The organism is Pseudoalteromonas sp. bablab_jr010, assembly GCF_016464105.1.
Classification (GTDB): Bacteria; Pseudomonadota; Gammaproteobacteria; order Enterobacterales; family Alteromonadaceae; genus Pseudoalteromonas; species Pseudoalteromonas simplex.
Window position 1 is genome coordinate 1 of record NZ_JACDWV010000088.1, and the last position, 676, is coordinate 676.

Annotated in this window: 1 protein-coding gene; it reads left to right on the top strand. The window is 41.3% G+C overall.

Going from position 1 to position 676, the window contains the following annotated elements; translation table 11 throughout:
• Positions 1-63 precede the first annotated feature (63 nt).
• Positions 64-576, top strand: a complete 513-nt coding sequence (locus JIG37_RS09550) for an IS630 family transposase (RefSeq protein ID WP_199529250.1) — start codon at positions 64-66, stop codon at positions 574-576.
• The last annotated feature ends 100 nt before the right edge of the window (positions 577-676 follow it).

Here is a 676-nt window from a genome sequence, read left to right on the forward strand (position 1 = left end):
TTATACCATTCCGCTTAAATATCTGATCTAATATAGGCTATATAAAATCACCGGTTAATAACATTGAATCCAAACATATCTGAACAGCTTTTAGCGCTTTCTCGTAAAGAACCAAACGCACGAAAACGCATGCGATTGCTCGCAGTGTCATTATTTTATGAGGGGAATAGCAGAACCGATATTGCAAAACGTCTAAACACAGCAAGAAGTAGTGTGAATAAATGGGTTTCTAGTTACCTAGAGTATGGGCTAGCTGGTTTAGACAATAAGCCCATTCAAGGACGTCCATCAAGATTACAACAGCGGCAACTTGAACAACTATCTGAGTTTATAAAGCGCACGAATACAGAACTTCGTGGTGGCCGCCTTACCGGTGAAGACATTGTGCATTACATTCATACTGAATTTGGTGTTCATTACCACTTAAATCATGTCTATAAAATTCTAAAGCAACTTGGCTTTAGTTGGATCACAAGTCGCTCTAAACACCCGAAACAATCATTACAGAGCCAAGAAGCTTTTAAAAAACTTCCAACTGGAAACGATCCTTCACACACCAGGACACCTTCCTCTTGATCGGATCGACGTATGGTTTCAGGACGAAGCACGATTTGGCCAGCAAAATCCGACTACGCGCATTTGGGCTGAAACAGGCACTCGGCCACGGATTGTAAAA